We start from the raw sequence: 25,751 nt of genomic DNA on the forward strand, positions 1-25,751 counted from the left end.
GGGAGGGGCCGGGTGTGGGGCGCACCGCGCGTGGGGGCGCCCGCGCGGGAGGGGCTGGGGGCGGGCGTCCTGGGCGACGAGCGCCCCCCTGCGCATGGGTGCCCGTGCGGGAGGGTCCCGGTGTGGGCGTCCTTGATGACGGGTGCACCGCGCGCATGGGTGCCCGGACCGGCTCGCCGACGCGGGCGGCCGGGTGCCGACGAGCGCCCCGCACGCGTGGGTGGCTGTGCGGGAGGGGCCGAGTGTGGGGCGCCCCGCGCGCGTGGGTGCCCGTCAGGGGAGCGGCCCCAGGCAGTCGTTCACGAAGTCGTTGGCGAAGACGCCCCCCGGGTCCAGGGCCCGCCGCAGCGCCCGGAAGTCGGCCAGCCGCGGATACCGGCCCCGCACCACCTCCCCCGGCATCGTGAACACCTTCCCCCAGTGCGGCCGGGCCGCGAAGCCGTCGAGCGCGGCCTCGACCCGCCGCACCACGGGCAGCACGGCCGCGGTGTCGGCGACCCAGGTGAAGTGCAGGGCGACGGTGTCCCGGCCGTGGCTCGGGCTCAGCCACTGCCCGTCGGCGGCGACCGTGCGCACCTCGCAGGTCTGGGTGACCGGCGCCAGTGCCGCCCGCATCCGGTCGAGGGCGTGCAGGGCGTCCAGGGCGTGGGCGCGGGGCAGCAGATACTCGGACTGGAGTTCGTCCCCGCTGCTCGGGGTGAACTCCGCCCGGAAGTGCGGCAGCCGCTCGTGCCAGGGGCCGGGCACCCCGCCCTGCTCGGTGCAGTGGACGGCGGGCATCCCGGGCACCGGATGCAGCGGCCCGGTCGCGGGCGTGCCCCAGCCGATCTCCCGCAGCGGTTCGTCGGTGCGCCGCTTGACCCAGAGCTGCCGGAACCCCGGCGCCCGCCAGTCGGTGAACAGACTGACGCTGTACGCCGCCGTCATCACCGCCTCGAAGTCCAGCCCGGCCAGCGGCAGTTCGGTGAACAGCCGCTGCTCCACCTCGAAGGCGGGCGCCAGGTCCAGGGTGAGCGCGGTGACCACGCCGAGGGCGCCCAGCGCGGTGACGGCCCCGCCGAACCGGGGGTCGTCCCGGCCGATCCGTACCGCCGTCCCGTCCGCCGTGAGCAGCTCGACCTCCCGTACGGCGTCGGAGAGGGGCCCGTTGCCCGCCCCGGAGCCATGGGTGCCGGTAGCGACGGAACCGGCGACGGAGATGTGCGGCAGCGACGCCAGGTTGGGCAGGGCGAGACCGCGGGCGTGCAGCGCGCGGGCCAGCTCGGCGTAGCGGACACCGCCGGAGACCCGTACGGTCCGGGCGGCCGTGTCGATGTCGAGGGCCGGGGGCAGGGCGTCCAGGCGGAGCAGCGTCCCGCCGGGGCCCGGGTCGGCGGCGGTGCTGAAGGAGTGCCCGCTGCCCAGCACCCGGACCCGGGTGGCGGAGGTGACCGCGTCCCGCAGCGCGTCCGGGGTGCGGGGGCGGGCGACCCGGGCGGCCCGGTAGGTGATGTTTCCGGCCCAATTGGTGATGGGTGTGGTGTTTTCCGGCATATCGCTGGCCTGCCCTCCCCGGCGGATGTGTCGGGATCATCACATCACCCGGGGTGGGGGAGGGTCGGCGGGGCGCCGGTACGGGTGCGCCGGCGCACCGCCCCCGGGTCCGTCACCGCCCCGCGGAGCGCACCCCCACCAGACCGCTTACCGCCCGCCCACCACACCCCTCACCGCCCGCCCACCAAACCCCTTACCCCACCGCCAGCCCCGCCATCACCAGCTCCGTCAGTCGTCGCAGGCGGCGTCGGTGGACCTCCGGGCCGCCCTCCGAGCGGGCGATCCCGGCCGTGGCGGCGAGCAGCGCGGCAGCGGTCTCCACCGGCTCGGGGGTGCCGTCGAGCAACCGCGCCAGCAGATACACCAGCCGGTCGTCGGCCGGGGTCAGCCCCATCGCCGCGGCCTGCGCCACCAGCTCCTGCGGGAACCCGGCCCCGGGCGCCCCGGCCGACCCGGCCGCGTCCAGCTTCACCCGCAGCACCCCGTGCACCCGGTCGGCGAGCGGCCCCTCGGTGTCGCGGGCGCGCTCCGCCGCGGCGACGATCCGCCCGGTGACGCTCTCGGCGACGGCCGCGAAGACATCCTGCTTGTTGCGGAAGTACTGGTAGAGCGCGGGACGCGACACCCCGGCGGCCTGCGCGACCAGATCCATCGAGGTGTGCGCGAAGCCGTGGCGGGCGAAGACGGCGACCGCCGCCGCCGCGATCTCGTCCCGTTTGCTCATACGGACGACTCTGACGAAAACTGTCAGGAGCGTCAACGCTCCGGTGGACCCGGCTGCCCGCCCGACCGGGCAGGGGGCATACCGTGAGGAGTCGAACACCGCCGCAGGGAGGAGACAGGGGATGGGCAGCCGTACCGCGCTCGTCGAGGATCTGATGGAGCGGTTCCCGCATGTGCCGCGGGAGGCCGTCTTCAAGGAGGACCTGCTGCGCGGCGGAGTCGCCTTCGACCCGTCCGCGCTCAGTGACAACGAGGGCGGTGAGGTCAAGCCGAAGTCGTACTTCATCTTCTCCTTCGACCACGGCACCCTGCCGGAGCTGGGCGAGGCCGCGCTGCGCCGCCCCCCGGAGGAGATCATCCTCACCGGCGGCCCCTACGACCTGCGCCGCACGGTGGTCTCGGTCCGGGTGAACCCGGCCTCCCCGTACCGGGTCGCCGCCGACGACTCCGGGATGCTCGGCCTCTACCTCGACGGCAAGCGCATCGCCGATGTCGGCGTCCCGCCGATGCCCGAGTACTACAAGCACACCCTCTCCAACGGGAAGTCCGTGATGGAGGTGGCCCCCACCATCCAGTGGGGCTACCTCATCTACCTCACGGTCTTCCGGGTCTGCCAGTACTTCGGCGCCAAGGAGGAGTGCCAGTACTGCGACATCAACCACAACTGGCGCCAGCACAAGGCGGCCGGCCGCCCGTACACCGGGGTCAAGGACGTCGAGGAGGTCCTCGAAGCCCTGGAGATCATCGACCGGTACGACACCCAGAAGGCGTCCACCGCCTACACCCTCACGGGCGGCGCGATCACCAAGACCGTCTCGGGCCGCGACGAGGCCGACTTCTACGGCCACTACGCCAAGGCCATCGAGGAGCGCTTCCCGGGCCGCTGGATCGGCAAGGTCGTCGCCCAGGCCCTGCCCCGCGACGACGTCCAGCGCTTCAAGGACTACGGGGTGCAGATCTACCACCCCAACTACGAGGTGTGGGACGAGTACCTGTTCAAGATGTACTGCCCCGGCAAGGAGCGGTACGTCGGCCGGGACGTCTGGCACCAGCGCATCCTGGAGTCGGCGGAGGTCTTCGGCGCCCGCAATGTGATCCCCAACTTCGTCGCCGGGGTCGAGATGGCCGAGCCGTTCGGCTTCAAGACGGTCGACGAGGCCATCGCCTCCACCACCGAGGGCCTGCGCTTCTTCATGTCCCAGGGCATCACGCCCCGCTTCACCACCTGGTGCCCCGAGCCGACGACCCCGCTCGGCAAGGCCAACCCGCAGGGCGCCCCGCTGGAGTACCACATCCGGCTGCTGGAGGCGTACCGCGCCACCATGGACGAGTTCGGTCTCGCCTCGCCCCCCGGCTACGGCGAGCCCGGTCCCGGCCGCGCGGTCTTCTCCGTCAGCTCCTTCATGGACAGCCTCCCGGCCCGCGAGCCCGCCGACGCGTAACCCGCCCCTGCTACCGTCCGCCCCGGACCGGCGACACCGGCCGGGACGGGGAGGGCGGAGCGGTGGGACAGTATGTGAGCGTGACCGCGGCGCTGGTCATCGGCGCCCCGCGGCTCACCGGGTATCTGCGGGCACCGGCCGTGCCCGCCTCCGCCTGGCCCCTCGCCGACTGGGCGGCACTGGGCCACGGCGAGGACCTCTCCGCCGCCGTCGCCGCCTGCGACGACTGGCTCACCGGCGACTACGCCGGACTGCTGCGCGACCTCGCCGAGGACGGCGGCCTGAGCGCCGCCCACGACCCGGACACCGGGTCCCTCGTCCTCGACCTCGACACCCGCGTCGACGCCCGCCTCCCCGGGCTGGTCTGGGCCTGCGCCGTGCCGCGCGGCCTCACCCGCTTCCTGGCCGACGGCGAGGGCGGTCTCGTCACCGTCACCACCGACTGGGACGACACCACCGCGCACCTTCTGCTCACCCCCGGCGCCTCCGCCTTCCTCGACCCGCGCCGGGACGCGGCGGCCCTGGCCCGCGCCAGGGACGCCGAGTTCGACGCCCGGTGCGCCGTGTCGGACCCGTCCGCGGACTCCGCCACCGACCTCGTCGCACAACTGCTCGATGCGGGAACGCGGGGCCGCCCGGAGAGCGGGTGAGAAACACGATGCCCCTGGTCGTCGCTGATACTGATGAGGCGTCTAATCGGATGCCTAGCTTGTCAGTTGTGGTGAATGCGTGAAAGGCTCGGCAGCGCCCGCGAGGTTCCCCACAACTCCCGTATCCATAGGGTGAGTTGATCTCGCCCCGGACGCAGGAGACCGATGGCAGACCTGCCGACCCCCCAGAACGCCACCGAGGCAGCCGAGTTCGACGAGAGCTGGGACACCGTGCTGTCCTACGCCGATCTGTGCACCGCGGGCTCCGGCGACGCCCTGGAACTCGCCACCGAGGCGTTCGCGCACGGCATCCGGGAGACCCGCACCGGCGCGGGCCGCGGCCCCGGACGCCGCCCGGCCACCCTGCCCCGCATCCCGCTCCTGCTCGGCGCGGTCCGCGACACCGCCGCCGACTGGGAGCACCGGGGCCAGGGCCACCGCCTCGATCCCGAACTGCGGCTGTGGCTCACCTCCGCGCAGGCCGACCGCTTCACCGGCCCGCCCGTGACCCTCCCGCTCGCCCTGCGCGGCCTCCAGGACATGCAGCGGCCCGACGCCGCGCTGCTCTGGCTCACCGAGGTCGAGGCGCTGCCGCTGCCCGTCGTCGCCGCCCGACTGGAACTCGACCCGGCCGGGATCACCGAGGAGCGCGCCGAGGTACGGGCCCTCTTCCGGGACCGCTGCCTGCGCAACCATCTCGACCGCCCGATGGGCCCGCAGTGCCGGGGCTACGCCCGGATGCTCGATGCCGTCACCCGTACCGCCGTCGCCGACACCCCCGACGACCTCTCCCACCATCTCGCCCGCTGCCCGTACTGCGCCGAGGCCGCCGCCTGCCTGCGGGTGCACGGCGGCGGACTGCCCGCGGCCCTCGCGGGCGGCATCCTCGGCTGGGGCGGCCTCGCCTACCTCGAACGCCGCCGCCGCGCCGCCGAGGTCCGCCTCGCCGCAGGCCGGGCCGGGGGTGCCGGACCCCGTACGGCACCGCGCCCGCGCCGCGTCCAACTGCTGCGCGGCGGGCTGCTCGCCGGGGCGGTCCTGGTCTCCCTGATCGCGCTCGGGGTCTCCCTGATGCCGTTCGGCGCCGAAAGCGATGCCGCCGCCCGCGGCGAGGGCGCCGACCGGGTACCGGCCGCCGACCCCGAGACCGCGGAACCCGACCCCGCCGCCGAGATCACCGCCCCCGGCCCGGCCCCCGACCCGTCCGCAACGCCGGGCCAGTCCCCCTCTCCCTCTCCGCCCCCTTCCCACGAGGCCCCGGAACCCGCACCCCAGGGCACCTCCACCGAAACCGGGGGGACAGGAGGGACCGGGGGGACCGGAGAGACCCGGGAGACCCCAGGGACCGGAGCCGCCGGGAAGGGCGAGGCGGGCGCGCCGGTACCACCCGGCACCGACCCCACCGCCGGCCCCACCCCGGACCCCGCCTGCCGGGCCGACTACGACATCACCACCGAGTGGTCCACCGGCTTCGAGGCCGTCATCAGGGTCACCACCGAACGCGCCCTGGACGACTGGACCCTCGCCTGGGACTTCGGCGACGGCCAGCGCATCTCGCAGATGTGGGACGCCCACCCCGAGCAGCGCGGCTCCCGGGTCACCGTCGAGGCCGCCCACTACAACCGGGCGGTGCCCGCCGGAGGCTCGCTGACCTTCGGCTTCGTCGGCCTCCTCGACGACCGGAACCGGGCACCGGCGGACATCACCCTCAACGGGACCCCCTGCGCCGTGCGCTGACGGAGGGCGCGGGGCACAGGGCGCGGGGCGCAGGGCGGACGGCGCCGGACCCCGGACCCCGGGCCCGGCGCCCGGAAAAGGAGTTGACCCGGCTCCGGGGGGCCGGGCTACAGTCCCGTTTGTCGACCACGACCGCGTGCCCACCACCCCCGGTGTGCACGGAGCTGTGCTGATGAGACCGACGAGGAGGTGCTGACCGATGGCTGTCACTGCGCTGGGCGCTGCCCGCATCCCGACCTCCATCCCGTCCACCTCCGCGGTCACCGGCTGATCCGACACCTCTTCTCCGCGACACGCTCGCGCGCCGGGACCGCATGTCGAAGGGTCCCCGTTGACTTCCCTCCGCACCTCCCCCTCCTCTCCCTCCACTCCCCCTCCTTCCGAGGAGTTCTCCGCCCTCGTCCCCTACGGCTGGGACGACGCCTGGGCCGCCGCGTTCGCCCCCCACGCCGCCGCAGGGCTGCTGCCCGGCCGGGTGGTCCGGGTCGACCGCGGCCAGTGCGACGTCCTGACCCCCGGCGGCACGCTGCGCGCCGACACCGCGTTCGTCACCCCGCACGACCCGCTGCGCGTGGTGTGCACCGGTGACTGGGTCGCCGTGGAACCCGGCGGGAACCCCCGCTATGTACGGACGTATCTGCCGCGCCGTACCGCCTTCGTCCGCTCCACCTCCTCCAAGCGGTCCGAGGGGCAGATCCTCGCCGCCAACGTCGACCACGCCATCGTCGCCGTCTCGCTCGCCGTGGAGCTGGACCTCGGCCGGGTCGAACGCTTCCTCGCCCTCGCCTGGGAGTCCGGGGCGCAGCCGGTGGTCGTGCTGACCAAGGCCGACCTGGTGCCGGACGCGGCGACCCTGGCACACCTGGTCCAGGACGTCGAGACCAGCGCCCCCGGCGTGCCCGTGCTGCCGGTCAGCTCGCTCGACGGGGCCGGGCTGGATGTCCTCGCGGCGGTGGTCGGCGGCGGTACGTCGGTCCTGCTCGGGCAGTCCGGCGCCGGAAAGTCGACGCTGGCCAACGCGCTGCTCGGCGAGGACGTCATGGACGTCCAGTCCACCCGGGACGCCGACGGCAAGGGGCGGCACACCACCACCACCCGCAATCTGCTGCCCCTGCCCGGCGGCGGCGTGCTGATCGACACGCCCGGTCTGCGCGGGGTCGGCCTCTGGGACGCGGAGACCGGCGTCGGCCAGGTCTTCGCCGAGATCGAGGAACTGGCGCGGGACTGCCGCTTCCACGACTGCGCCCATGAGTCCGAGCCCGGCTGCGCGGTCCTGGCCGCCATCGACGCCGGTGACCTGGCGCCGCGCCGCCTGGACAGCTACCGCAAGCTGGTCCGGGAGAACCAGCGGATCGTCGCCAAGACCGACGCCCGGGTCCGCGCGGAGATCCGCCGCGACTGGAAGCGCAAGCACGCGGAGGGCCGCGCGGCGATGGAGGCCAAGCGGGGGCGCCTGAGGTAGGGAGCGGGGGAGGGGCGGGGAGGGCCCGGCCGGGCTGCGTTTTCCGGGCCGCCCCTTCCCGCCCCGCCCCCTTTCCTGCCCCGCCCCCCTTCCCTCCCCTTCCCTCCCCTCCCCGACCCCCGTGTCCGATTTCCGTGTCCGATTTCCGCCAGCGGCACCCCTCGGGACGGCGGACACTGGAACGCGTGATGGATGAGGACACCCGCTACGAAGCCGTCCGCAGCAGGGACGCCCGGTTCGACGGCGCGTTCTTCTTCGCGGTCGAGACCACCGGTATCTACTGCCGCCCGAGCTGCCCGGCCGTCACCCCCAAGCGCCGCAACGTCCGCTTCTTCCCGACCGCCGCCGCGGCCCAGTGCTCCGGCTTCCGCGCCTGCCGCCGCTGCCGCCCGGACGCCGTGCCCGGCTCGGCCGACTGGGACGTCCGCGCCGATGTGGTGGGCCGGGCCGTACGGCTCATCCGGGACGGGGTCGTGGACCGCGAGGGCGTCGCCGGACTCGCCACCCGGCTCGGCTACAGCGCCCGCCAGGTGCAGCGCCAGCTCACCGCCGAACTGGGCGCCGGACCGGTCGCCCTGGCCCGCGCCCAGCGCGCCCACACCGCCCGGGTCCTGCTCCAGACCACCCCGCTGCCGATCACCGAGATCGCCTTCGCGGCCGGGTTCGCCAGCGTGCGCCAGTTCAACGACACCATCCGCGAGGTGTACGCGCTCACCCCCAGCGCCCTGCGCGCCGCCGCCCCCGCACCCCGCCGCCGGACCCCCGGCGCCACCGGCATCCCGCTCCGCCTCGCCCACCGCGGCCCCTACCACGCCGCCTCCGTCCTCGACCTGCTCGCCGCCGAGGCCGTCCCCGGCGTCGAGGAGGTCACCGGCCCGCCCGGTGACCGCACCTACCGCCGCACCCTCCGCCTCCCCTACGGCACCGGGATCGCCGCCGTCGCCGAGCGCACCGGCAGCTCCGGCACCGCCACCCACCCCGGCGGCTGGCTGGACGCCGTACTGCACCTCACCGACCAGCGCGATCTGACCACCGCCGTCCAGCGGCTGCGCCGCCTCTTCGACCTCGACGCCGACCCCTACGCCGTCGACGCCCGGCTCGGCGCCGATCCCCGGCTCGCCCGGCTCATCGCCGCCCGCCCCGGGCTGCGCTCACCCGGCGCCGCCGACCCCGAGGAACTCGCGGTCCGCGCCCTCGTCGGCCCGGCGGACGCGGCCGAACTGGTCCAGCGGCACGGCAAGGCCCTCGACGCCCCCGACGGCACCCTGACCCATCTCTTCCCCGAGCCCGCCGCCCTCGCCGCCGCCCGCCCCGGCACCCCCCTGGCCGCCCTCACCACTGCCCTCGCCGACGGCACCGTACGCCTGGATCCCGGCGCCGACCGGGACGGTTCGGAGGCGGCGCTGCGGGCGCTGCCCGGAGTGGACGCGGAGGTCGTCGCCACCATCCGCACCCGCGCCCTCGGCGACCCCGACGTGGCCCCGCCCGGCACCGGCCTGCCCGACACCTGGCGCCCCTGGCGCTCCTACGCGGTACGTCATCTGCGCGTCGCAGGGGAGCGGGAGTGACGCCCCGACCGAGGTGTCCCGCCGCAGCTCAGCCCCAGATCAGCGCCCCCAGCCAGGCCGCGAAGATCAGCAGGCAGGTGAACAGCTCCGTCAGCACACTGGAGCCGCCCGAGCGCATCGCGGTGCGCAGCGCGGTCATCGCCTCCCCGTGCCGCCCCAGCCGCAGCCGCTCGCAGAGATAGATCCCGCCGAGGAACCCCGGAATCGCCCCCACCACCGGGATCAGCACAAAGCCCAGAAAGGCCCCGGCGCCCGCGAACACCGCCATCCTCGGGGTGGCCCCCGACTCGGCCAGCCGGCGCGGCGGCAGCGCCCACCGCACCACCTGCGACACCAGCAGCGCCACCGACGCCCCGACCAGCACCCCCCAGGCCAGCGGTGTCGTGTCCTTCAGCGCCCACCACAGGATCCCGGCCCACACCAGCCACGACCCCGGCACCCCGGGCACCAGTACTCCGCACAGGCCGAGCAGCAGCACGACGCCGACCATCAGGAGGTCCCAGACTCCCATCTGCCCAGAGTGCCGGAGCCGCGCCCCGCACGCAGGTCAGCAACCGGCCCGAGGAGACGTGCCCCGCTCTACCGCTCCCGCTCCCGGGCCACCCACCCCCGCTCGTACGCCTGCCAGCCGAGCTGGAGCCGGGTCGACACCCCCGCCCGCTCCATCAGCCCCTTCACCCGGCGCTGGACCGTGCGCAGCCCCAGATCGAGCTGCTTGGCCACGCTCACATCCGTCAGCCCCGCCAGCAGCAGCGAGAGGATCTCCAGATCGGTGGCGTCCGGCGCGCCCGGCGCCCGCTCGTCCACCCCGTCCGCCCCCAGCCGCAGCGGCAGCGCGTCCCGCCACACCGACTCGAACAGCCCGGACAGCAGCTCCAGCAGCCCGCTCGCGTGCACCACCAGCGCGGCCGGCTCCGCGCTCGGCGAGACCAGCGGCACCAGGGCCAGCGAACGATCGGCGATCACCAGCTTCGTCGGCACCCGGTCCGCCACCCGCACCTCCTCGTCCCGGCCCAGCGCCGCCGTCAGCTCGCTCACCCCGTCCGGCAGATCCAGCACCGCCCGCTCCACCACCACCCGGTAGCGCACCCCGCGCCCCGCCGCCTGCTCCTCCGCCTCGTTCTCCGGCCCGGTCACCGCCACCGGATTGCCGGTCACCAGCGCGCACACCTCGTCGCTCGCGCCGAGCTGGAGCTGGAGGAAGCGCTGCGCGACCGCCGCCGCGCCGCTCACCACCTCGACCAGATCGTGCACCGCCGGCCGGGCCGACGCCGCCCGGTACTCCTCCGACAGCAGCGCCGCCGTCAGCTCCGCCTGCTCCAGCTCGTGCCGCCGCTGGGTGAGCAGCGCGCCCAGAGCGACCCCGGGCGGCGCCGCCACCCAGCGGCCCGGCCGCGCCGAGGACCGGGCCGCGAGTCCCCGCGCCTCCAGCAGCCGCAGCGTGCGCTCGGTCTCCCGCTCGCCCAGCGTCAGCCGCCGCGCCAGCTCCGGCACATCGGCCGCCCCCACGGCCACCAGCGTCCGGTACGCCGACTCATGGGTGTCGTCCAGCCCTATCGCCGCCAGCATCAGCCGGCCCCTCCCTCCCCGACCGTGGCGGAAACCGGCCACGGCGCAAACCCGCCTCGGCACATCATCGCCGTACCCCCGGTCACCGTGCCAAGGTGAAGCACGGCGACATACGTCACCGCCCGCCGTCAAGCGGTCCTTTTCGGCCGAATCGACGCGTCGGTGCACGGTACGCCCATGACTGTCGTCGGGCGGTTCTCCCGTGGGGGGTGGAGCCGCCCGACGGCCCCCCACCCGACACGCCGTTCGACGTGCACGAGTGCGGCCGATTTCCGCATGCGCCGTTTTCCGGGCGCCCCACCGGTGGACAATTAGGGGCATGAGCCAACAGGGGGGAAGCCCCACCGGTCACGAGGACGACTGGTGGGGACAGTTGTACGACGACTCCACCGAGGACACCGGCCCCGCACCCGCCGCCGACTCCTTGGACGACCGCTTCGCCTCGGCGTCGAACACAGTGACCACGAACGGCACGCCGAATCCCGTCCAGGAGGACCCGGCGGACCAGGAGGTCCAGGGGGACCAGGCGGACCGGGCGGAGCAGGAGACCCAGGCGGAGCAGGAGCGGCGGCCGGATCCCGCCCGGGACCGCCAGAACCGCCAGGGCCACAGGGACCACAGGGACCACCGGACCCGGCCGACTGCCCCACCGCCCCCGTCCACCCCACCACCCCCCTCCACGCCCCCACCCCCTCCACCACCCCAGGCACCACCCTCTCGCCGGACACCCCCACCACCCCAGGCACCCCCCACCCCCCGCCCCACCGGCCTCATCCGCCAGCGCGCCCCCTGGGAACCCCCTCTCCCCACCCCCACAGGCCCCTCGACCTTCCCCCCTCCTCCGCCGCCCCCACCCCCGGCCGCACCCTCACCCCCACCCTCCGGCCAGGGGCCCGCCCACATCGGCTCCGGCCCGCCCACCTACGACCCCGAGCCCACCGCCCTCCCCGCCGCCGACCCCGACGATCTCGCCGACCTGGTTCCGGACACCGTGCTGGACGGAGCCCGGTACGGCGTCAGCACCCTGCGCGCGGTCTCGGTGCGCGGCGACTCCGCCCGCTACCGGGGCGAGCCCCGCCGGGACGCCCTGCTCACCGCCCGTTTCGGCACCGGCTCCGGCACCCTCGTCCTGGTCGCGATGGCCAGCGGCGCCCGCGCCACCCCGGCGGCGCACCGCGCGGCGGCCGAGGCGTGCCAGTGGATCGCGCGGGCCGTGGGCCGCAGCCACACCCGGCTGGCGGAGGACATACGGGCCGGGCGGCGCGGCGATCTGAAGTCCGGACTGCACCGGCTCACCGACCGCTCGCTCGGCAAGCTCCGCGCGGGCGCCGCGGACCGCGGCCTCGCCCCGGAGGCATACGCGGCCACCCTGCGCTGTCTGCTGCTGACCGCCGACCCCGACTGCCGGACCCGGGTCTTCTTCGGGGCGGGCGCGGGCGGTCTGTTCCGGCTCCGGGACGGCGTCTGGCAGGACATCGAACCGCAGTTCACCGACGCCCCCGGCGAGCCCCTGATGAGCTTCGGCTCGCTGCCCGCCGAGACCCCCGAGGGCGACCGGCTCACCATGGACCTGGGCATCCCGACCCCGCCGAGCCCCTACGAACCCGCCCCCGAACCGCCCCGCGAGCCCTTCCGCTTCCGCGCCTCGGTGGCCCGCCCGGGGGACACCCTGCTGATGTGCACCCACGGGCTGGCCGAACCCCTGCGCGGCGAGCCGGAGCTGAGCGCCCATCTGACCGGGCGCTGGTCCGGCGCCGCCCCGCCCGGGCTCGCCGCCTACCTCGCCGACATCCAGGTCCGGGTCAAGGGCTACGCCGACGACCGCACCGCCGCCGCCGTCTGGGAGGCGTGATCATCCGGCGGGTGATCGCGTAGCGTGGGAGGCGAAACCACGTTCGATGTGAATTCATGGAACCGGCAGGGACGCAGCCTGCGGGGGAATCCACGAATCCATGGAGACCGAAGGGGCACCTCAGTCATGGCCAAGCAGAACGTCGCCGAGCAGTTCGTAGACATCCTCGTCCGCGCCGGGGTCGAGCGCCTCTACGGCGTGGTCGGCGACAGTCTCAACCCCGTTGTCGACGCCGTCCGCCGCAACTCCGCCATCGACTGGGTGCATGTCCGGCACGAGGAGACCGCCGCCTTCGCGGCCGGTGCCGAGGCCCAGATCACCGGAAAGCTCACCGCCTGCGCGGGCTCCTGCGGCCCCGGCAACCTCCACCTCATCAACGGTCTCTACGACGCCCACCGCTCGATGGCCCCGGTCCTCGCCCTCGCCTCGCACATCCCGTCCGCCGAGATCGGCCTCGGCTACTTCCAGGAGACCCATCCGGACCGGCTGTTCCAGGAGTGCAGCCACTACAGCGAGATGATCTCCAACCCGAAGCAGATGCCGAGGGTGCTCCAGACCGCCATCCAGCACGCGGTGGGCCAGAGCGGCGTCAGCGTCATCACGCTCCCCGGCGACATCGCCGACCACCAGGCCCCCGACAAGCCCCTGGAGACCGCCCTCGTCACCTCCCGCCCCTCCATCCGCCCCGGTGACGCCGAGATCGACAAACTGGTCGATCTGATCGACCGCGCCGAGCGGGTCACCCTGTTCTGCGGCAGCGGCACCGCCGGGGCGCACGCCGAGGTGATGGAGTTCGCCGAGAAGATCAAGTCCCCGGTCGGCCACGCCCTGCGCGGCAAGGAGTGGATCCAGTACGACAACCCGTACGACGTGGGGATGAGCGGGCTGCTCGGCTACGGCGCCGCCTACGAGGCCACCCACGAGTGCGATCTGCTGATCCTGCTCGGCACGGACTTCCCGTACAACGCCTTCCTCCCCGACGATGTGACGATCGCGCAGGTCGATGTCCGCCCCGAGCGCCTCGGGCGCCGCTCCAAGCTGGATCTCGCGGTGTGGGGCGATGTGAAGGAGACCCTGCGCTGTCTCACCCCCCGGGTGAAGCCCAAGAGCAACCGCCGCTTCCTCGACAAGATGCTGAAGAAGCACGCGGACGCGCTGGAAGGGGTCATCAAGGCGTACACCCGCAAGGTCGACAAGCACATCCCGATCCACCCCGAGTACGTGGCCTCGGTGCTGGACGAGATCGCCGCCGACGACGCCGTCTTCACTGTCGACACCGGGATGTGCAATGTCTGGGCCGCCCGGTACATCTCGCCCAACGGCCGCCGCCGGATCATCGGCTCCTTCTCCCACGGCTCGATGGCCAACGCCCTGCCCATGGCGATCGGCGCCCAGTTCACGGACCGGAACCGGCAGGTCGTGTCGATGTCCGGCGACGGCGGATTCTCCATGCTGATGGGCGATTTCCTCACCCTGGTCCAGTACGACCTCCCCGTGAAGGTCGTCCTCTTCAACAACTCCTCGCTCGGCATGGTCGAGTTGGAGATGCTGGTCGCCGGACTCCCCTCCTACGGCACCACCAACAAGAACCCCGACTTCGCCGCCGTCGCCCGCGCCTGCGGTGCCTACGGGGTGCGGGTGGAGAAGCCCAAGGACCTCGCGGGCGCCCTGAAGGCCGCCTTCAAGCACAAGGGCCCGGCCCTGGTCGATGTCGTCACCGACCCCAACGCTCTCTCCATCCCGCCGAAGATCAGCGCGGAGATGGTGACCGGCTTCGCCCTCTCCGCGTCGAAGATCGTGCTGGACGGCGGGGTCGGCCGCATGGTCCAGATGGCCCGCTCCAACCTGCGCAACGTCCCCCGGCCCTGACCCCGGCGGTCCGCCGTCAGTCAGTACGTGGCCGGGACCCAGCGCCGGTCGAGGGTGTCGTACACGTACCGGTCCAGCCCCGTGGTCGCGCTGGTGCGGAACGGCCGCCCCCCGTCGTCGATCCGGACCGTGCCGGTGCGGCCCTGCGAGGACCAGTCCAGCTCCAGATACCAGTCGCAGGCGCACCCCACGGTCCGGGCCGTCACCTCCAGCACCTCCGGATCCGTGCTGGACACCCGGTAGGGCAGCTTCACGGCCGGGATCTCCGTCCCCTCGTCACTGCCCGGCACCGAGCGGGCGATCGGCCGGTCGCGGTCCAGATCCACATCGAAGTAGCGCGGCGTGATCGACCCCCCGCACCCCTGATCCATGGCGTACGAGGTCCCCTTCACCGGCTCCGCGCGCCCCACCACCCGCACCCGCAGCGCCTCCAGCACCACCGCCGTCTCCGACGTCCCCTGCACGGTGATCCGGACGTTGGTGTCCTTGCCGTGCACCGCGCCCTGCGCCGACGCCCAGGCGCGGGCGTCCTGCGCGGCCGGGGGCGGCGGCACCTCCGTGGGCGGCCGGTCGATCACATAGTCGTGCCCGCAGCCCAGCGCCCAGGCGTGCGAGTCGGTGGTCCAGGCGAGGGGGAGGGCGGCCGGAGCGCCGGACGGCGCCGCGTCCTTCTTCGGCAGCGGCGAACCGGTCGGGCCGCCCTTGGCCTTCGGCGCCCGCGAGGCCGCCGGGGACGAACCGGTCGCGGAGGGGGAGGGCGAGGCGCTCGAAGCGCCGGGGGCGGGGGTGCCGGTGGCCCGCTCCGGCGACCCTGCGGTCGCGGCCCCGCTCCGGTCCGCCGCCCCGGCCGCCCCGGTCACCTCGGGCCCGTTCCCGGCGGGCAGCGCGGACAGCGTCCCGAGCGTCGCCAGCAGCGCGGCGGACACCGCGGCGGCGACGACGGTACGCCGCCGCCGGTACCAGGGGGCGGCCCGGCCGGGTCCGCCGACGACGGCCACGGGCTCGTCCGGGACAGCCTCCGGCACGTCCGCCGCGGTTTCCGCGGCCGTTTCCGCCGCCCCCGCCTCCGTTTCCGGCGCCCCCGCCTCTGCCCCCGCCCCCGCCCCCGCCGTACGGCTCCGCTGCTGCCGGGCCGCCACCGCGAGGAGCCACAGCCGGTGCAGTTCGTGCCGTTCCTCCGCCGAGGCCCCGCACAGCGCGGCGAACCGCTCCACCGGGGCGAAGTCCACCGGGACCGCGTCCCCGGCGCAGTAGCGGTGCAGCGTGGAGGTGTTCATACCGAGGCGCCGGGCCAGCGACCCGTAGCTGCGGTCCGTGCGTTCCTTCAGCAGCCGTAGCCGCGCGGCGAACCGCTCGACGTCGTCGTCGTGCTGTGCCGACACCGTTCCCCCGGGTTCCTGTGAGCGATCGGACCGGGACGGGTGTCCCGGGAGGGCATCCCAGGCACCTCATGTACCTGCACGTCAGAGGGGCTGGGATGGTTCCATCCCGGCAGATTGTTGCAGCCGCCCGCCGGGATTGCCGATGCTCTTGGTGTCGCCCGGGGGGCACCCCATGCGGGGGGTGCGGCCGGCCCGACCAGCCGGCCACGGGCGACCTCGTCCACGGACGTATCCACCGACACATCCACGCGCCTCTTCCGCACGACCGCGCCACCTCACCACGGGGAGTTCCTCTCATGTCCATCCGTATGCAGGCCCGCACCCAGGTCCGGCTGACCACCGCGCTCATCGCCCTCACCGTCGCGAGCGCGACCGCCGCCACGGTCCTCGCCGCGCCGGCCGGGGCGGCGCCCCGCGGGCCCGCCTTCCTCTCGGCGTCCCAGTTGCCGCCGCACCCCTTCTCGTCCTGGAAGGCCGGCAAGGTCACCGACGGTGTCCCGGACGAGCTGCGGCTCTGCCTGGACGACGTGTTCCCGGGCTACGACTCCCGCTACCGCCCCTTCCACACCGACGTCGACGCCAGCGCCCGGCAGCTCACCATCGTCACCGGCACCGCCGCCAAGGCCAAGGCGCTCGCCGACCGGATGAACAAGGAGATCCGGGCCTGCGCCGGGCGCATCGAGGCGGCCGACCCGGAGATCGAGGCCACCTACCGGAGCTACGGTTCGCTGCCGGTGGAGGAGGGCGCCCGGGTGCACGGGCTGCACACCGAGGCGTCCTGGGGCGCCACCGACATCCGGCTGCTGTCGGTGGGCCGGGACGGCCGCACGGTCACGGTCGTGGACTGGGCCCAGATGGGCGACTTCTCCGACGCCCCGGTGAAGGCGTTCAAGAAGACCACCACCACGGCTGTCAACAAGCTCTACTGAGGGGCCCATCGAGGCCCGTGCCCGCCGGGGGGACGGTGCACGAAGACGGGGTCGTCCTACCGCCACGGGGGTCGGTGGGACGGCCCCGTCGCGCTGTCCGGGCCCCTCGGGGCGCCGGGCACGCACCCGGTTCGGGCCTCTCGGAGCGCCGGGCACCCACTCATTCCGGGCCCTTCGGGGCGCCGGACACCCGCCCAATTCAAGCCAGATTCACGTGCACGTGACGGAGCGCCACGAGACCCCGGGAATCCGGCTGTCCGAAACGCCGCACGCCCGCTTGTGCACCCGCACGCCCCGATGCACGGTGCAGAACAGGCCGACCGGCTGAACTCCCGCGGTCCGGCCGCCGAACTCCCGCTGTCCCGCCCGGGTCCGGGCCGCCGCCCCGCCCGGCGAGGATGGCCGAACACCCTGGGCTGGGCTCCGGGCCATGAGTGCCCGGTGACCCAGTGGGCAAGGATCCCCGTGAACGTGTTCGACAGGAGGGAAACCGAGATCGGCACGCGGGCGGGGGTCATGAAGAGGCAAGTACGCGGGGGCGGTCCCACGGTCGTCGGGTCCGGTCCGGCGCAGTCGACGGGGGCAGGGGCGGCGGAAGGGCAGCGGCGGCCGAGGCTGAGACGCCGGCTGGGCCGCGCCGATCTGCGGGCGGTGCCCGAGGCACGCCGGGCGGTGCGCGAACTGCTGCACACCTGGGAACGGTCCGAACAGTCGCAGATAGCGGAACTGCTCACCAGCGAGCTGGTCACCAACGCCCTGGTGCACACCGACCGGGACGCGGTACTGACCGCCGAGGTGGGCCCGCACGGAGTGCGGGTGGAGGTACGGGACTTCGTGGCGCAGCGGCCCCGGCCCCGCCCCGCCGTCTCCCACGAGGCCACCCACGGCCGGGGTCTGGCCCTGGTGGAGTCCCTCGCGGACGCCTGGGGCGTCCGCTCGCACGGCGTGGGCAAGTCGGTCTGGTTCGAACTGGGCGCCGAGGCGGCCTGACACCGGCCCCGCGGGACGCGGAGCGGATGGCGGGACGCACAACGAAACGGACGACGGAGCGCGCAACGGGACGGGGCGCGAACCGTTTCCGGTCGCGCCCCGTCCCGTGAGGACCGCCGGTACAGCGGTCGCCGGACCCGGTCCGGTCAGGCCGGCCGTGCCCGCAACGCCCTAGCCGAACTGCTGCTCCAGGTCCTTGAGCTTGCGCTCCAGGGAGTCCAGCCGTGGCAGCGCCATGGTGTCGTCCTCGGCGGTCAGATCGACGGTGACCGGCTCAGGGCCGGTACGGACGGGCTGGAGAGAGGGCCGCTGCGGGACGGGGGGCAATTGCTCCGGGGGCACTATGGCAGGCTCCGCGGAGACTCGATCGGAGCCCTGCTGCTCCCCGGAGGGCAGTTCCACCTGCCGTCCGTGCCCACGGCCCACGATCCCCCGGTGTCCCCGGCTGATCGCCTTGAGCTGGGCCCGCTCCAGCCGCTCGGCCTCGCGGCGGCGCAGCCGCTCCTGCTCCTTGATCTTGTTGTCCTCGCGGACCTCGTCGACGGCCTCGTCCAGGCTGCGGACGTTCTCCAGCAGCATCAGCGACCACGCCTTGTAGGTCTCGCGGGGCGCGCGCAGCCAGCGGACGATCCGGATCTGCGGCAGCGGACGGGGCACCAGGCCCTGTTCCCGCAGCGCGGCCCGGCGGGTCTGCTTCAGCGCCCGGTCGAACAGCACCGCGGCGGACAGGGACATGCCCGCGAAGAAGTGCGGCGCACCGGCGTGACCGGCGCCCCTCGGCGCGTGCACCCAGTTGAACCAGGCGGCGGCGAAGGCGAACGTCCACACGAGTATCCGGGAGCCGAGGGCGGCGTCACCGTGGCTGGCCTCGCGGACCGCGAGGACGGAGCAGAACATCGCCGCGCCGTCCAGACCGAACGGCACCAGGTACTGCCAGCCGCCGCTCAGCCCGAGGTTCTGCTCACCGAAGCCGACCAGGCCCTGGAAGGAGAGCGCCGCGGCCACCGCGGCACAGCAGAACAGCATGATGTAGGAGACGGTGCCGTATATGGCTTCCTTGCGCCTGCGCCGTTCCTCGTTGCGCTCCCACGAGTCGTCCGCCTTCGCGTCCTTCCCCGTGGCCCGCTTGCCGCGCGCCATCACCGCCACCGCCGCCAGCATGCCCAGGAGCAGTATGACGCCGGGTAGCAGCCAGTTCAGCGATATGTCGGTCAGTCTCATTCTGGGGGTCCCTCGCATTGGGATAGGGCGTAACGCCCGCCATAGTGGCCCAAACCCAGCGGCCCTCAGGGGGTTTCGGGGCAAGAGGCCGCCAAGGAATGCAAGAGGGTAGCCCAGGACGGCGTTCTGCTCGAACTGCCGCTTGAGGGGCGGGAGTTGAGTTCGAATAAGACTACCCGTGCGGGTGGTTCCAGGGGAACTTCCCGTGACTCGTGAGGAAGCTGTGAAAATCCCGAAACCATACCGGGGTCCCGTTCGCGCAAGATCCTAGCGCCCCCGCGCACCTCTCACGCACCGGGGGCGGCGGGGAAGCGGGCTCAACCGGCTGCCTGGGCCATCAGTTTGACGACCCGTTCGGCATCGCAGGAGCGCGGGCAGGTGGCGCACAGGTCGTCGGGGCGCAGGGTGTAGTACATGCAGCAGGTCACCCGGTCCCGGGTGGGCAGTTCCTCGCCGCCCGGCCCGGTGAGCGTGCGGAAGGCGGCCGACCCGGCGTACGGCTTCACCGTGCCCGGCAGCAGCAGCTCCAGCTCGCGGGTGGCGCGGTCCTTCTCGCCCTCGCCGAGCAGCTCCGCGATGTACGACAGCCCCTCGACGACCTCGTCCGTCGCCATCCCCCACAGCGCCCGGCCGCGCCGCCGCATCCGGGGCCCGAACGCCCCGAACACGGGTTCAAGGTGTTCGGCCACCGCCTCGCGCACCTCGGCGCGCAGCGCCTCCTCGTCGGCGACCACCCGGGCCCCGGGCAGCGCGGCGGCCGGATCGCCGGCCAGACAGGCGAACCCGGTGGGGCGGACGGCCATCCGGTCGCGGTCCCGGTCGTAGGAGACGTGCGTCACGGGGAAGCGGGGCACCCGGCGGTGCACGAACCAGGGGACGGTGATCAGCAGACAGGCCGTCCAGGCGTACCGGTGCAGGCCGAAGCTGGCGACCACGTCCGGGCGGCCGGGCTCCCCGTAGTCCCGGCGGATCTGGGCGTCGTCCCAGGCGAGGAAGGTGTCCAGCGCGGCCCCGCCCCCGGCGAGCGCGGCGGCGGTGACCCAGCCCCCGCCCTCCGGGTCCGGGTCGGCGCCGGTCAGCTCGGTGATCGTGAGCCAGGGGTAGACCTCGGCGAGACGGGCGAACGACTCCGCGACGGGTGACGAGGGGAGGGGCATGCCTGACCACCGATTCGCGAACGACTACAGGTAAGCCTTACCTTACTGTTTCCGTTCGAAATGTGAACTGCCCGGTTCTGGGCCTAAGGTGCTTGACGGACGAGTAACAACCCGCCGTAATGACCCCAAGCACTGACAAGCCCGGAGGAGGACCCGTGAAGCAGGGTGTGCAGGGCGTCACCGGGGCCGGAACGCCGCCGGGTCCCGCCGCCGCACCGGCGGTCCGGGTCCCGCAGCAGGCACGGGCCGAGGACGACACCGTACGCGAGCGGGGGGCCGCCCCCGGCGCCGCCCGCGGTGAGCACACCCACAGCGAGACACCCATCCCGCGCCCCCGCCCGGTCGTCCAGCGCTCCTCGGTGCGCGGGCAGATCCTCGACGCGCTGCGCACCGCCCTGCTCGCGGGGGAGCTGCGCCCCGGTGAGGTGTACTCGGCCCCGGCCCTCGGGGACCGGTTCGGCGTCTCGGCCACCCCGGTGCGCGAGGCCATGCAGCGGCTCGCGCAGGAGGGTGCCGTCGAGGTCGTCCCCAACCGGGGCTTCCGGGTGGTCCAGCGCGACGCGCGGGAACTGGCCGAACTCGGCGAGGTCCGGGCCCTGATCGAGGTGCCGGTGCTGATGCGGCTGGCGCGCACCGTCCCCGCCGACGCCTGGGCCGACCTGCGCCCCGCCGCCGAGGCCACGATCCGCGCCGCGGCGACCGGCTGCGCGGCCTCCTACGCCGAGGCCGACCGCGCCTTCCACGGGGCGATGCTGGGCCTGGCCGGCAATGAACAGCTCGTGAACATAGCGGAGGACCTCCACCGCCGCACCCAGGCCCCCCGCCCCGGCCCCCAACTCCCCCGCGCCCGCACCGACCTCATGTCCGACGCCTCCCACCACACGTCCCTCCTGGACGCCTTGATCGCCGGGGACTTGGACTCCGTCAATTTACTCATCAAGGAACATTTCAGGACGGTTTAGAGTAAATGGGGCAACTGTCGGCCCTCGTGGCGACGCCGGGGACGAGCAGAGGCATTTGGGGGCGCTGGGGGTGCCCCCTCTGGGGGAGGAACTGCGCGACCAGCCCCCACCCACCCGCACCCACCCGCACCCGGCACACCACCGATCCCCCTACGCGGACGCAGCCGGCGGCAACGCCAGCCGAGCGGCCAGCCAGGTCGGCACACCCCCCAGCAACCGGAACAACCGCCCCGCCTCCTCCCGCAACCGCGACGCCTCCGGCTCGGTCTCGGTGTCCGCCAGTGACGCCAGCGCCGGCGCGGTCCCCACCAGGTACCCCAGCTCCTCCCGGATCCGCAGCGACTCTGCGAACCCGTGCCGCGCCTCCGCCAGTTCCCCGTCCCGCAGGGCGAGCCCGGCCAGATGGCGCCAGGTGAAGGAGAGCAGCAGCGCGTCCGACCGGGCGGACGCCCCCGCGTGGGCCCGCCGGTACGCCGCCCGCGCGGCCTGCGGCGACCGGGAGAGGTTCTCGGCGAGCAGTCCGCGTCGGAAGTCCAGCAGCGCCCGCCCCGCCGCGTCCGGCGGGATCAGCGCCGCCGCCCGGCCGAGCGCGGCCCGTGCCTCGTCGGACCGGTCCCGGACCGTGAGAACCGTCGCCGCGTAGGCCAAGTACCCGCGTTCACAAGCGGCGGCGCCCCGCTCCTCGTCGCTGTGCGCGAGCGCCTCCGCAGTGCGCAGCGCGTCCTCCGCCTCGGGCCAGCCCTGCTCGGTGTAGAGACACCGCTCCACCAGCAGCGACGCCCGCTGGAGGGAGGCGGCCGGGGTGTCCGGCCGGAGGAGTTCCGCGGCGTCCGTCCAGCAGGCCCGTGAGCGCAAGCGCCACACCGCCGTCTGGAGCGGATCGTCGTCTGCGGTCGTTCCGGAACCAGACATGGCGGTATGCGCCACATTGCCCTCCCCGAGCGCGCCGTCGAGCTTTGGTGGTGGGCGCATTCCAGCACCTGTGACACCGTCGGGCCAAGGGGGCGGGTGAAGGATTTCACAAAGTCGTGGGACTTCCGGCCGCCGGGGGTTTCGGCCGGGTGCGCCCGCGGTCGGTCCGGGGCCGGGCGGCGGACGGGGTCAACTCATGCGCAGGGCCAGGAAGAAGTCGAGCTTGTCCTCCAGCCGGGAGAGGTCGCGGGACGTCAACTGCTCGATCCGGCCCACCCGGTAGCGCAACGTGTTGACGTGCAGATGCAGCCGGGCGGCGCAGCGGGTCCAGGAGCCGTCGCAGTCGAGGAACGCCTCCAGCGTCGGGATCAGCTCGGCGCGGTGGCGGCGGTCGTAGGCGCGCAGGGGGTCGAGCAGCCGGGCGGTGAAGGCGCGGCGGACGTCGTCGGGGACGAAGGGCAGCAGCAGCACGTGCGACGCCAGTTCCTGGTGGCCGGCCGCGCACACCCGGCCGGGGCGGGCGGCGGCGACCCGGCGGGCGTGCCGGGCCTCCTCCAGGGCCCCGCGCAGCCCCTCCGCCGAGTGCACGGCGGCGCTGACGCCGAGGGTGACCCGGCCGTCCTCCTCCAGGGCGGCGGTCAGCGGGTCCCGGACCGAGGCGAGCAGGGTCTCGGCGAGGACGCCGGTCTCCGAGCCGTCGTGCTCGGCGGCGACCGCCGGGAGCGGCACCAGCGCGACCGCCTCGTCGCCGCTGTGGGCGACGGCGATCCGGTCGGACGGCTCGGGGCCGGTGGCCCGCGGGTCGACGAGGATCTCCTCCAGCAGCGCCTGCGCCACCGGGCCACTGTCGGCGCCCGCGCCCGCCCAGCCCTCCCACTCCACCCGGGCCACCACCACCTGCCAGTGCGGGGCCGCGCCCAGGCCCGGCAGCAGCACGGGTGCCGCGACCCGCAGCCGGGCGGCGATCTCGGCGGGGGCCGCGCCGGACTGCACCAGCTCCAGCACCTCCTGCGCCAGCCGCCGCCGGACCGTACGGGCCGCGTCGCGGCGGTCGCGCTCGACGGCGATCAACTGGGTGACGCCGTGCACCAGGTCGAGCCGCTCGCCGGGCCAGTCCCCGGCGTCCGCCTCGACGGCCAGCAGCCAGTCCGACAGCACATGCTCGCGCACATCGCGCGCGCCCTGCGGGGACCGCCCGCCGCTGCGGATGGGGAAGAGGGAGTACGTCGCCGTGCCGACCCGGGCGCGGTGCGGGCCTTGGCGGCCGGTGCGGGCGGCGGCGAGCTGTTCCGCCGCGAGCCGCGCGCACACCTCGACCGGCAGACCCCCACCGGACCCGTCCCCACCGGCCCCATCGGACCCGCCGGACCTGCCGGACCCGCCGGGCTCACCGAACCCACCGGAGGTGCCGGACCCACCGGACTCGCCGGACCTGCCGGGCTCACCGAACCCGCCGGAGGTGCCGTCCCCCCCGGACCCGCCGGAGGTGGTGCCCTCCCCGGGGCCCGCGATCAGCCGTCCCACCGGGGACAGCACCCACGCCCGCAGGTCCAGGTCGGAGCCCAGCAGGTCCAGGACCGCGTCGGGGCCGCCGCCCGCCGGACCGGAGGTCATCAGCCGCCGGTGCCGGTCCACCACCGCCGCCAGGTCCCCGGCCCGCTCGCCCGACACCTGCCGGACCACATGCTCGGTGATCGTCGCGAAGGCCACCGACTCATGGACCGCGAACAGCGGCAGCCGGTGCCGGGCGCAGGCCACCACCAGGTCCTCCGGCACATCGCCCAGCTCCGCCTCGCCCGCGGCCAGCGCCGCCACCTGGGCCTGCGCCAGCAGCCGGACGAACGGCTCGGAGTCCGCCGCGTCCCGGCGCCAGGCCAGCCCGGTGAGGACCAGCTCGCCGCCGCTGAGATAGCGGCTCGGGTCGCGCAGATCCGTGGTCATCACCCCGCGCACCGCCCGGTCCAGCTCCTCCTCGCCACCGAGCAGCCTCAGGCCCAGCGCGTCGGTGTCCAGCAGTGCGCGCAGCCGCATGTCGTCGCCGCCGTTCCCTGTCTCGAAATGCACGATCGTCGAGGGGTCATCGATGGGTCATCGAGAGGACCGTGGGCGCGCGGCCGTGCCCCGCGTTACCACCGGAGAACAGCGGGGTTACCGATGACCTCCCTTCATACGAATCTACAAGATGACTACTCTGGCCAGCCAACTCCTTCATGGTTTCGGTGACTGACCCCGGTGCAGCGTCGCGCTGTGTACTGACCCCACTCCGCATGCACCGCACACCTGAGCGAGCCGGCCCGCCGCACCCGATCTGGCTCATTGCGTACGAGACGAAGAAGAGAGCCGGTCATGGACTTCCTTCGCCCCGCCAGTTGGGAGGAGGCGCTCGCCGCGAAGGCCGAGCACCCCACCGCTGTACCGATAGCGGGCGGCACCGATGTGATGGTCGAGATCAACTTCGACCACCGCAGACCCGCGTACCTGATGGACCTCACCCGTATCGGAGAGCTGTACGAATGGGAGGTCGGGGAGGAGAGCGTGCGGCTCGGCGCCTCCGTGCCCTACACCCGGATCATGGAGCACCTGCGGACCGAGCTGCCCGGTCTCGCCCTCGCCGCCCACACCGTCGCCTCCCCGCAGATCCGCAACCGGGGCGGCGTCGGCGGCAACCTCGGCACCGCCTCCCCGGCCGGTGACGCCCACCCGGCGCTGCTCGCCGCCGGTGCCGAGGTGGAGGCCGCCTCCGTGCGCGGCACCCGGCGCATCCCCATCGACGCCTTCTACACCGGCGTCAAGCGCAACACCCTCGCGCCCGACGAGCTGATCCGCGCCGTCCATGTGCAGAAGGCCGACGGGCCCCAGCAGTACTCCAAGGTCGGCACCCGCAACGCCATGGTGATCGCCGTCTGCGCCTTCGGCCTCGCCCTGCACCCCGAAACCCGTACCGTGCGCACCGGCATCGGCTCCGCCGCGCCCACCCCGGTCCGCGCGCGGGCCGCGGAGGACTTCCTGAACGCGGCGCTGGCGGAGGGCGGCTTCTGGGACAACGGGAAGATCATCACCCCGTCCGTCGCCAAGGAGTTCGCCACCCTGTGCGCCGCCGCCTGCAACCCGATCGACGACGTCCGCGGCACCGCGAGCTACCGCCGCCACGCGGTCTCGGTGATGGCCCGCCGCACCCTGACCTGGACCTGGGAGTCGTACCGCGGTGCCCGCCGCGCCACCGAGGGAGCTGCGTAGATGCGCGTCCACTTCACCGTCAACGGGCGTCCGCAGGAGGCCGACGACGTCTGGGAGGGCGAGTCCCTGCTGTACGTGCTGCGCGAGCGGCTCGGGCTGCCCGGCTCCAAGAACGCCTGCGAGCAGGGCGAGTGCGGCTCCTGCACGGTCCGCCTGGACGGCGTGCCGGTCTGCGCCTGCCTGGTCGCCGCCGGACAGGCCGAGGGCCGCGAGGTCGTCACCGTCGAGGGCCTCGCCGACCACGCCCACGACCGTACGACGGCGTTTGACGAGGCCCGGCGCTGGTCGGCCGGGGGCGGCGACGCGCGGACCGGCGAGGGCGTCCCGCTCGCCCCGATCCAGCAGGCGTTCCTCGACGCCGGGGCCGTCCAGTGCGGTTTCTGCACCCCCGGACTGCTGGTCGCCGCCGACGAGATGCTGGAGCGCAACCCCACCCCCAGCGACGCCGACATCCGCGAGGCCCTCTCCGGCAACCTCTGCCGCTGCACGGGCTACGAGAAGATCATGGACGCCGTACGGCTCGCGGCGGCCCGGCAGCAGACGGAGGCCCCCTGAG

General features: G+C 74.1%; 20 protein-coding genes and 2 pseudogenes. 12 read left to right on the forward strand and 10 right to left on the reverse strand.

What is annotated here, in order from left to right; translation table 11 throughout:
- Positions 1-273 precede the first annotated feature (273 nt).
- Together AB0O01_RS17035 and AB0O01_RS17040 are read right to left on the reverse strand one after the other, a co-directional pair.
- On the reverse strand, positions 274-1,533 hold the full coding sequence (locus AB0O01_RS17035) for an FAD-binding protein (protein WP_365314147.1): 1,260 nt from the start codon (positions 1,531-1,533) through the stop codon (positions 274-276).
- Positions 1,534-1,726: 193 nt separating this feature from the next.
- Positions 1,727-2,257, reverse strand: coding sequence for a TetR/AcrR family transcriptional regulator (locus AB0O01_RS17040; protein WP_365314149.1), 531 nt, complete (start codon positions 2,255-2,257; stop codon positions 1,727-1,729).
- A 121-nt stretch (positions 2,258-2,378) separates the two neighbouring features.
- Here AB0O01_RS17040 and AB0O01_RS17045 point away from each other — a divergent pair, with 121 nt between their 5' ends.
- From AB0O01_RS17045 to AB0O01_RS17065, 5 genes are all read left to right on the forward strand, one after another.
- Positions 2,379-3,698 (forward strand): radical SAM protein, encoded by a 1,320-nt coding sequence (locus AB0O01_RS17045; RefSeq protein WP_365314150.1) that lies wholly within the window; start codon positions 2,379-2,381, stop codon positions 3,696-3,698.
- Between the two features lie 62 nt (positions 3,699-3,760).
- Positions 3,761-4,348, forward strand: a complete 588-nt coding sequence (locus tag AB0O01_RS17050; protein WP_365314152.1) for a hypothetical protein — start codon at positions 3,761-3,763, stop codon at positions 4,346-4,348.
- Positions 4,349-4,513: 165 nt separating this feature from the next.
- Positions 4,514-6,085 carry a cellulose-binding domain-containing protein gene (locus AB0O01_RS17055; RefSeq protein ID WP_365314154.1) on the forward strand — a complete coding sequence of 524 codons (1,572 nt, stop codon included), beginning with the start codon at positions 4,514-4,516 and terminating at the stop codon, positions 6,083-6,085.
- A gap of 331 nt (positions 6,086-6,416) precedes the next feature.
- Positions 6,417-7,547, forward strand: coding sequence for a ribosome small subunit-dependent GTPase A (rsgA, locus tag AB0O01_RS17060; protein ID WP_365314156.1), 1,131 nt, complete (start codon positions 6,417-6,419; stop codon positions 7,545-7,547).
- A 188-nt stretch (positions 7,548-7,735) separates the two neighbouring features.
- Positions 7,736-9,115 carry an AlkA N-terminal domain-containing protein gene (locus AB0O01_RS17065; protein WP_365314413.1) on the forward strand — a complete coding sequence of 460 codons (1,380 nt, stop codon included), beginning with the start codon at positions 7,736-7,738 and terminating at the stop codon, positions 9,113-9,115.
- Positions 9,116-9,143: 28 nt separating this feature from the next.
- On the opposite strand, the gene AB0O01_RS17070 is transcribed toward AB0O01_RS17065, so the two are convergent.
- Positions 9,144-9,626 carry a DUF456 domain-containing protein gene (locus AB0O01_RS17070; RefSeq protein ID WP_365314158.1) on the reverse strand — a complete coding sequence of 161 codons (483 nt, stop codon included), beginning with the start codon at positions 9,624-9,626 and terminating at the stop codon, positions 9,144-9,146.
- Positions 9,627-9,694: 68 nt separating this feature from the next.
- Positions 9,695-10,684, reverse strand: a complete 990-nt coding sequence (locus AB0O01_RS17075) for a helix-turn-helix domain-containing protein (RefSeq protein ID WP_365314159.1) — start codon at positions 10,682-10,684, stop codon at positions 9,695-9,697.
- Between the two features lie 319 nt (positions 10,685-11,003).
- Here AB0O01_RS17075 and AB0O01_RS17080 point away from each other — a divergent pair, with 319 nt between their 5' ends.
- Complete coding sequence (locus tag AB0O01_RS17080; protein WP_365314160.1) at positions 11,004-12,536, forward strand: protein phosphatase 2C domain-containing protein; 1,533 nt, start codon at positions 11,004-11,006, stop codon at positions 12,534-12,536.
- Between the two features lie 126 nt (positions 12,537-12,662).
- Positions 12,663-14,405: a pyruvate dehydrogenase gene (locus AB0O01_RS17085; protein ID WP_365314161.1), complete on the forward strand. Its 1,743-nt coding sequence runs from the start codon at positions 12,663-12,665 to the stop codon at positions 14,403-14,405.
- Between the two features lie 20 nt (positions 14,406-14,425).
- Here AB0O01_RS17085 and AB0O01_RS17090 read toward each other — a convergent pair whose 3' ends face one another.
- Positions 14,426-15,787, reverse strand: coding sequence for a helix-turn-helix transcriptional regulator (locus AB0O01_RS17090; protein WP_365314163.1), 1,362 nt, complete (start codon positions 15,785-15,787; stop codon positions 14,426-14,428).
- 296 nt (positions 15,788-16,083) lie between these two features.
- On the opposite strand from AB0O01_RS17090, the gene AB0O01_RS17095 reads away from it, so the two are divergent.
- Complete coding sequence (locus tag AB0O01_RS17095) at positions 16,084-16,716, forward strand: hypothetical protein (RefSeq protein ID WP_365314165.1); 633 nt, start codon at positions 16,084-16,086, stop codon at positions 16,714-16,716.
- 516 nt (positions 16,717-17,232) lie between these two features.
- Positions 17,233-17,706 (forward strand): ATP-binding protein, encoded by a 474-nt coding sequence (locus tag AB0O01_RS17100; protein WP_365314166.1) that lies wholly within the window; start codon positions 17,233-17,235, stop codon positions 17,704-17,706.
- A 171-nt stretch (positions 17,707-17,877) separates the two neighbouring features.
- On the opposite strand, the gene AB0O01_RS17105 is transcribed toward AB0O01_RS17100, so the two are convergent.
- Both AB0O01_RS17105 and AB0O01_RS17110 read right to left on the reverse strand, forming a co-directional pair.
- A complete protein-coding gene (locus tag AB0O01_RS17105; protein ID WP_365314168.1) occupies positions 17,878-18,927 on the reverse strand; it encodes a DUF2637 domain-containing protein in 1,050 nt (349 codons plus the stop codon).
- A gap of 317 nt (positions 18,928-19,244) precedes the next feature.
- The gene (locus AB0O01_RS17110) at positions 19,245-20,084 is read right to left on the reverse strand and encodes a (2Fe-2S)-binding protein (RefSeq protein ID WP_365314170.1); all 840 of its coding nucleotides are present in this window, start codon (positions 20,082-20,084) and stop codon (positions 19,245-19,247) included.
- 155 nt (positions 20,085-20,239) lie between these two features.
- On the opposite strand from AB0O01_RS17110, the gene AB0O01_RS17115 reads away from it, so the two are divergent.
- The gene (locus tag AB0O01_RS17115) at positions 20,240-21,046 is read left to right on the forward strand and encodes a GntR family transcriptional regulator (RefSeq protein ID WP_365314172.1); all 807 of its coding nucleotides are present in this window, start codon (positions 20,240-20,242) and stop codon (positions 21,044-21,046) included.
- A 150-nt stretch (positions 21,047-21,196) separates the two neighbouring features.
- Here the strand turns inward: AB0O01_RS17115 and AB0O01_RS17120 are convergent, their stop codons facing one another.
- The 3 genes and pseudogenes from AB0O01_RS17120 to AB0O01_RS17130 all read right to left on the reverse strand — a co-directional run.
- Positions 21,197-22,018, reverse strand: coding sequence for a hypothetical protein (locus AB0O01_RS17120; protein WP_365314174.1), 822 nt, complete (start codon positions 22,016-22,018; stop codon positions 21,197-21,199).
- A gap of 129 nt (positions 22,019-22,147) precedes the next feature.
- Positions 22,148-23,287: pseudogene (locus tag AB0O01_RS17125) on the reverse strand (helix-turn-helix domain-containing protein); the annotation flags it as partial.
- A gap of 174 nt (positions 23,288-23,461) precedes the next feature.
- A pseudogene (locus AB0O01_RS17130) lies at positions 23,462-23,989 on the reverse strand (PucR family transcriptional regulator ligand-binding domain-containing protein); the annotation flags it as partial.
- A gap of 315 nt (positions 23,990-24,304) precedes the next feature.
- Between AB0O01_RS17130 and AB0O01_RS17135 the strand changes: the two are divergent.
- Together AB0O01_RS17135 and AB0O01_RS17140 are read left to right on the forward strand one after the other, a co-directional pair.
- The gene (locus AB0O01_RS17135) at positions 24,305-25,195 is read left to right on the forward strand and encodes a xanthine dehydrogenase family protein subunit M (protein ID WP_365314176.1); all 891 of its coding nucleotides are present in this window, start codon (positions 24,305-24,307) and stop codon (positions 25,193-25,195) included.
- A complete protein-coding gene (locus tag AB0O01_RS17140; protein ID WP_365314178.1) occupies positions 25,196-25,750 on the forward strand; it encodes a (2Fe-2S)-binding protein in 555 nt (184 codons plus the stop codon).
- Position 25,751 lies beyond the last annotated feature (1 nt).

Source organism: Streptomyces sp. NPDC093252 (genome assembly GCF_040683675.1).
In the GTDB taxonomy this organism is placed as follows: domain Bacteria; phylum Actinomycetota; class Actinomycetes; order Streptomycetales; family Streptomycetaceae; genus Streptomyces.